Raw genomic sequence first — 6,688 nt, forward strand, 5'->3', positions numbered from 1 at the left:
TATTCTTAAAAAATTTAAAATTATTACAGAAAAATATCGTAATCATAGAAAACGATTTAGTTTAAGATTTAATTTAATTGCTTCAATTTATAATTTGCAATTATTATTAGATAGCATAGAAGATGTATTTAAAATTAAATAATTTAAATAAAAAAGTCATTTTTCGTTGTAGGAAAATATTAAATTTTTAAATAAAAGACATAATTAATTAAAATTATAATTTGCTATTAGTATCTTTTTAAAAATATTTACAATTATTTTAATAGGTTATGCAAGAAGTCTATTTAATAGTTTATAAATGTTATTGTGTTGCTGATTACTACTAATAAGAAATATAACAAAATTTAAAACTAAACCTAAATTATTTATTTAATAATATTGGCAAATAAATAACTATTTGTTATTGATTGCTTATTATTTGATTTATTATGTTATCTATTATCTTTTATGGTGGTCTAGATTGCTGACTATTTTTTGATTCTATATTAGGATTGAAAGGAGTAAAAATACTTAATAAGGTCCATAAATATTATTTACAATTTTTATTATATGCTTCTAGATTTTTCTGACAATAGTTTCATTTTTAATTATAAAAAATATCAACTTTTTTCCTAATTTGTCTTTAGTTGGTAAATAATTTGTTAATTTTAACTTGCATTTTAAAAGTAAACTTTATATTATTATTTTAACAACTTTAAAAAGCAATTTTGGATGTTACGGGAATTAGGTGTGAATCCTAGGCTGTCCCAGCAAATGTAAAGTGGATGAAAGCTAACATCATTCCATTGAGAAAATATTTCTTGAGAAGGAATAGTGAGTAAAGTGAAACTAAGCCAGTAGACCGATCTAAAAAAAACATTGGTAAAATATCAATGCTGCACTTATATTTATTATCTCTGGGGTTAGATGATTAATTATTTATTAGTGAAAACTATTAAATAATAATTTGAAAAACGTCAAAAAGCGTTTTTTAGTTGTTAATTTAAAGCAATAATCCTATCAAAAAGTATTATTTAAAAGATAATAAATAATAAAATTAATTAATAATTAAGTTTAATAGCATTTGATTTAAAATGGTTTTATTTTTGCTATTGTCTTAAACTATTAATTAAAATAATCGTAGAAATTAAACATCATTTATGTGGATATGCAACAATATTCTTTTTCGTGTTGTTTAAATATCCTTACTTTTTAAATAAAAATAGCATTGATAGGTATTTATTGGTAATTAAATTAAGCGGAAAAGAGAGGAATAAAAAAATGACACCACATATTAATGCCAAAAAAGAAGAAATTGCAAAAGTTGTTTTAATGCCGGGAGACCCATTACGGGCAAAAACCGTTGCTGAGAAATATTTAACAAATTTAAAATTAGTAAATGAAGTTCGAAATATGTTAATGTATACTGGCAAATATAAAAACATTGAGGTAACAATTGCTGGAAGTGGAATGGGTTGTCCAAGTATTGGAATTTATTCATACGAATTATTTAAGTTTTATGATGTTGATTATATTATTAGAATTGGTTCAGCTGGAAGTTATAATCCAAATATTAAAGTTTATGATATCTTTAATGTTCGTGAAGCATTTGGCGAAAGTAATTATGCAAAAATTGCAGCTAATATTGATAGTAATTTAATTGCTGCAAGTGAAAAATTATTTAATGAAATTGAAACTGTAGCACAAGCAAAAGGAATTAAAACTCACACGGGAATTGCTCATGCAGCAGATGTTTTTTATCGTTATGATGATTCATTAGACTTTACTCATACTCATAAATTAGATGTTGTTGAAATGGAATCATATGCTTTGTTTACTAATGCAATTGTTACGCAAAAACATGCAGCAACATTATTAACAGTTTCTGACCATCTTGTAACTAAAGAAGTTACTACAGCATTGGAACGCCAAAATAATTTTATGACAATGGTTGAATTAGCATTAGATACTGCTGTTCAATTAATGAGTTAAAAACGAAAGGAGCAATAAAATGAAAATTGCAGTCTTTGGAACCGTTGGAGTAGGAAAAACAAAAGTTAGTGAAGAATTATGTAAACAATTAAACTATAATTTATTTAAAGAACCATTAGAAGAAAATCCATATTTTAAAGATTTTTACCAAGATATGGAAGGATTTGCCTTTAAAATGCAAATTTATATGTTAACAACAAGAATTGAGCAATTTTTCAACATTGATAATTTAGAGAATACTGTTTTTGACCGCACAATTTTAGAAGACCCTGTTTTTGTGCGAGTTTCCCACTTATTAAAAATTATGAATGAAATTGATTTTAAAGTTTATAATTGTTTTTTTCAAAATGTTATTGTTCCAATTTTGAAGAAAAAGTTAGGCTTTGATGTCATTATTTATTTAAAAGTTTCAACTGAAAAAGCGGTTGAACGAATTAAACAACGTGGGCGTCAATTAGAATTAGAAACCCCATATTATTACTGGGAAAAGTTAAATGAACAATATGAAATTTTATATCATGAATTAAAAAATGATTATCAATTTATTGTTATTGATGCTGACAGTGATGATTTTTCAGAAAAAATAAGCATTATTATGCAACATTTATTACCTCTTGATAATAAAGTTCCTTGTTTAATTTAAAAAATAATTATTATTAATATTTTAATTTAATAAGGAGGAAATTAAAATGAAAAGCACAAATAATTAATAATATAGAAATAAAAAGTTTAAGTAATTTAAAAATTTTAGGACTAGATCCTATTATTTATAATAAAACTGGCCACCCAGGGATTGTATTAAGTGCAGCACCACTGATGCAAGCAATTTATTTAAATAATTTAATTGCTAATCCAGCAGTACCTGATTGAATTAATCGTGATCGTTTTGTATTATCTCCAGGACATGCTTCAACCTTACAATATGCGATTTTACATTTAGCTAGTTATAATTTAACAATTGATGATTTAAAAAATTATCGTCATATTAATTCAAAAACGCCAGCTCATCCAGAATATGGTGTTACTCCTGGAGTGGATAATTCTTCTGGTCCCCTAGGACAAGGAGTTGGCTATGGAGTTGGAATGGCATTAGCTGAACAACATTTAGCAGCTAAATTTAATAAACCAGATTATAAAATCATTGACCATTATACTTATGTTTTATGTAGTGATGGTGATTTGCAAGAAGGCGGAGCAATTGAAGCAATCCAATTAGCTGGGGTATGAAAATTAAATAAATTAATTATGTTATATGATTCAAATGATTACCAATTAGATACAAAATGTGATGCTGTTTTAAAAATTGATTATCAACGTTTTTTTGAAGCACAAAATTGAAATTATATTCGAATTGAAAACGCAGATGAGGATCTACCAGCAATTCAAAAAGCAATTGAACAAGCGCAAAAATCTGATAAACCAACATTAATTGAATGTAAAACAATTATTGGTTATGGGCATCCAAAACAAGGTTCACCTATGCATTCTTCACCATTTACTCCCGAGGAGATGGAACAAGTAAAAGCATTTTATGATTTTAATCATCCTCAATTTTATGTTGATAATGATGTTAAAAAACATTGACAAAACACTTTTGCTAAACGAGGAGCAACAAAATATGAAGAATGAAAGAAAAAAATAACTGCTTACAAAGCAACATTTCCAAAGAAATATGAAGAATTATTTGTAATTCCATCGGTTGATTTAAAAGCTTTTGAAGCGTTATTAACAACTGATAAAGATAAAAAAGCAGGAACACGAATTATTATGGGTGATGTGTTTAAATATTATCAACAAAAGTGTTTAAATAATATGTTTGGAGGTAGTGCTGATTTGGGAACTGCAACCAAAATTATTGGTTATAATGGTTCATGAACAACATCAACACCACAAAATAATAATGTTCATTTTGGAGTGCGTGAATTTGCTGCCGGAACAATTAGCATTGGTGTTGAATTACACCAAGGTTTGAAAGGATTTAATTCAACATTTTTAATTTTTGCTGACTATATGAAACCATGTATTCGAATGGCTTGTATTCAAAACTTACCCGTAATTTTTGCTTTTTCACATGATTCAATCGGTGTTGGTTTTGATGGAAAATCACATCAGCCAGTTGAACAATTAGCAATGCTACGAAATTGTCCGAATTTAAATGTGTTTCGTCCAGCGGATATTAAAGAAGCAATTGGATGTTTGAAAGCAAGCGTAGAAGCAAAAAGTGCTTCATCAGCTTTAATATTATCGCGACAAGATACCCCATATCAATTAGCAGAAACATGTTGAGAACAAACGTTAAAAGGGGGATATATTGTTGTTGCTGAAGATGAGACAAAACCATTGGAGGCAATTATTATTGCAACAGGAACTGAAGTAGCACCAGCAATTGTTGCAGCTAAGACAATTAAGAAAAATATTCGTGTTGTATCAATGCCCTGTGTTGAATTATTTGAACAACAGTCAAAAGCTTATCGGGAAAAAATTGTACCAAATAATATAACAAAAGTAATTGCAATTGAATTTTCAAATGATTATGTTTGATATAAATTTGTTGGTAAAACTGGATTAATGTTAGGTGTTGATGATTATGGTTTATCGGGAAGTGCAGATGCTGTTATTAAGTATAAGCAATTAGATCAAACTTCTATTATTAATAGAATTACAGCATATTTAGGAGAATAATGATTACATTAGAAAAACTATTAGAGTATAAAACTTTTTATGTAATTCGAAATCATAATTATGTTGTTGCTCAACAAATTTGTGAACAGTTAATTAATTTACAAGTTAAATGTTTAGAATTAACTTTCACAATTCCTAATGTTGCAGAATTAATTAGTTTTGTTCGTAACAAGTATCCAACAATTTTAGTTGGAGCAGGAACAGTTTTAACATTAGAACAAGCAATGCAAGCAGCAACAGCCGGAGCTCAATTTTTAGTAGGTCCAGTTTTTAACCAAGCAGTTAGTGAATATTGTCATCAAAATAATTTATTGTATATTCCGGGGGCAATGACACTACAAGAAGTTAATAATATTGTTAATGCTAAATGAGAAATTATTAAAATTTTCCCAGCAACAGCATTTAAATTAAATTTTATTCAAACAATTAAAACATTTTTTCCAACAAAAGTTTATATGGCTTCAGGAGGAATTAATTTAACAAATTATGAAGAAGCAAAAAACTTAGGATATGATTTAATTGCTGTCGGTGCTTTTATCACTGGTGATATTAATAGTACAGGTCTTGATATGGAAAAATTTAAAACATTTGAAACAATAATTAATCAATAAAGGAGAAAAAATAATATGAGAGATAATAAAAAAGTAATTTACAATGCGGGTAGTATGTTTACTGAGGCCCAATGAAACACAAGAAAACGTGAAGGAGATATGTTGCGTGAAATGTTTCCAGACTTTATTATTGGAAATCCAGTTGATTTTGAAACAAATCAAAAAGAACGCCCTACAAATAAAGCAATTTTTGAATTAGATTATGTTGGTTTAACTGAAGCAGATTATGTTATTTTAGAATTAGATGGTTGAGATTCAGGAACTCATATGGAATTTGGTTTAGTAGTTGAACAAGCAATTCATAATAAAAATAAATATTTATTCCCAATTATTTCTGACTTTCGTTTACATCAAGGAATTTTAAAAGGAGAATATCCTGGTTTTGGTTTAAACGAAATGATTACAGGAGCATTATATTATGAACCATTAAATAATGGTGATGTTCCTCAAATGACATTATGTAATTCGCATAAATTAGCTTGTGAAGCAATTAAAGCTATTGAAACTGGAAGAATTGAAGAGTATCGAAAAAAATATGATATTAAAGATATTTTTAAAGAAAGAGAAGATACTTTATATCATGGTTTTGATTTTTTTATTTAAATTAATTAATAAATTAATGAAGAGTTATATGATTTATAACTCTTTTTATTATGCTGTGAAATTAATAGAAAAGAATTATAAAAAAATTATTGGATATAAAAAATAAATAGTTAAAGAATAATAACCATTTTATTATTTAATTACTTGCATTTTTTTATAATTTAACCGTGTCAAATTTTAAAACTTTAATGTTTGATTACAACTTTTATAATGAAAAAACTAATTTATATTAATAAAATATTTATTTACAAGAAAGGGTGTCAGATTCAAATGGATACAAATTATGTACAAAATGAACAAGAGAATGTTCAAACCAATGTTATTCAAAATAAAAAGCCAGATAATTTATGTCGAGCAGGATGTATTATAGCAATTGTTATATCATCGTTAGCATTGATAGGTTTTTCAATTGGTGGTTTAATATTATTAGTAACAGGCACTATGAGTTATGGTTTTTATATGGTTACTGGGATTTTTTATTTAATAATTGCTGGAATCGAAATAATACCAATTATTATGTGTGATAATGTTTTAAAAGGAAAAGCAGAATCAAATCGGACGTATAAAAAAATGGGGTTTTGGAAAAAAACTCGGAAATTGAATAAGAATAATAAATTAAACCATTTACTAAAATGGTTTTTTTATTTGTAAAACCAAAATTATTAATTGATTCAGAGAAAGGACAGTATCTTAAATATTTATAAAAAAACTATAACAACTTTTTGATACCCTCTTTAAGTTGTTTATACATTAGACTTCTTGCATAACCTAGTTATTTTAAAATTCCTATAAAATATATTTAAAATAGAAATTATAGGAAT

General features: G+C 26.4%; 6 protein-coding genes and 1 riboswitch. All 6 genes read left to right on the plus strand.

What is annotated here, in order from left to right; translation table 4 throughout:
• Nucleotides 1–692 precede the first annotated feature (692 nt).
• A riboswitch (cobalamin riboswitch) is annotated at nucleotides 693–865 on the plus strand.
• 395 nt (nucleotides 866–1,260) lie between these two features.
• The 6 genes from deoD to EHU54_RS03810 all read left to right on the plus strand — a co-directional run bounded on the left by deoD (nucleotide 1,261) and on the right by EHU54_RS03810 (nucleotide 6,518).
• The gene (gene deoD / locus EHU54_RS03785) at nucleotides 1,261–1,971 is read left to right on the plus strand and encodes a purine-nucleoside phosphorylase (protein WP_400249022.1); all 711 of its coding nucleotides are present in this window, start codon (nucleotides 1,261–1,263) and stop codon (nucleotides 1,969–1,971) included.
• A gap of 19 nt (nucleotides 1,972–1,990) precedes the next feature.
• The gene (locus EHU54_RS03790; protein WP_400249023.1) at nucleotides 1,991–2,614 is read left to right on the plus strand and encodes a deoxynucleoside kinase; all 624 of its coding nucleotides are present in this window, start codon (nucleotides 1,991–1,993) and stop codon (nucleotides 2,612–2,614) included.
• 86 nt (nucleotides 2,615–2,700) lie between these two features.
• The gene (locus EHU54_RS03795; protein WP_400249027.1) at nucleotides 2,701–4,653 is read left to right on the plus strand and encodes a transketolase family protein; all 1,953 of its coding nucleotides are present in this window, start codon (nucleotides 2,701–2,703) and stop codon (nucleotides 4,651–4,653) included.
• Nucleotides 4,653–5,264 carry a bifunctional 4-hydroxy-2-oxoglutarate aldolase/2-dehydro-3-deoxy-phosphogluconate aldolase gene (locus tag EHU54_RS03800; protein ID WP_400249024.1) on the plus strand — a complete coding sequence of 204 codons (612 nt, stop codon included), beginning with the start codon at nucleotides 4,653–4,655 and terminating at the stop codon, nucleotides 5,262–5,264. The genes EHU54_RS03795 and EHU54_RS03800 overlap by 1 nt, the downstream gene beginning before the upstream one ends.
• 15 nt (nucleotides 5,265–5,279) lie before the next feature.
• Nucleotides 5,280–5,867 (plus strand): nucleoside 2-deoxyribosyltransferase, encoded by a 588-nt coding sequence (locus EHU54_RS03805; RefSeq protein ID WP_400249025.1) that lies wholly within the window; start codon nucleotides 5,280–5,282, stop codon nucleotides 5,865–5,867.
• A 270-nt stretch (nucleotides 5,868–6,137) separates the two neighbouring features.
• Entirely contained in the window at nucleotides 6,138–6,518 is a 381-nt protein-coding gene (locus tag EHU54_RS03810; protein ID WP_400249026.1) for a hypothetical protein, read from the plus strand.
• Nucleotides 6,519–6,688: the final 170 nt, after the last annotated feature.

The organism is Spiroplasma sp. ald (assembly GCF_044714355.1).
Classification (GTDB): Bacteria; Bacillota_I; Bacilli_A; order Mycoplasmatales; family Mycoplasmataceae; genus Spiroplasma; species Spiroplasma phoeniceum.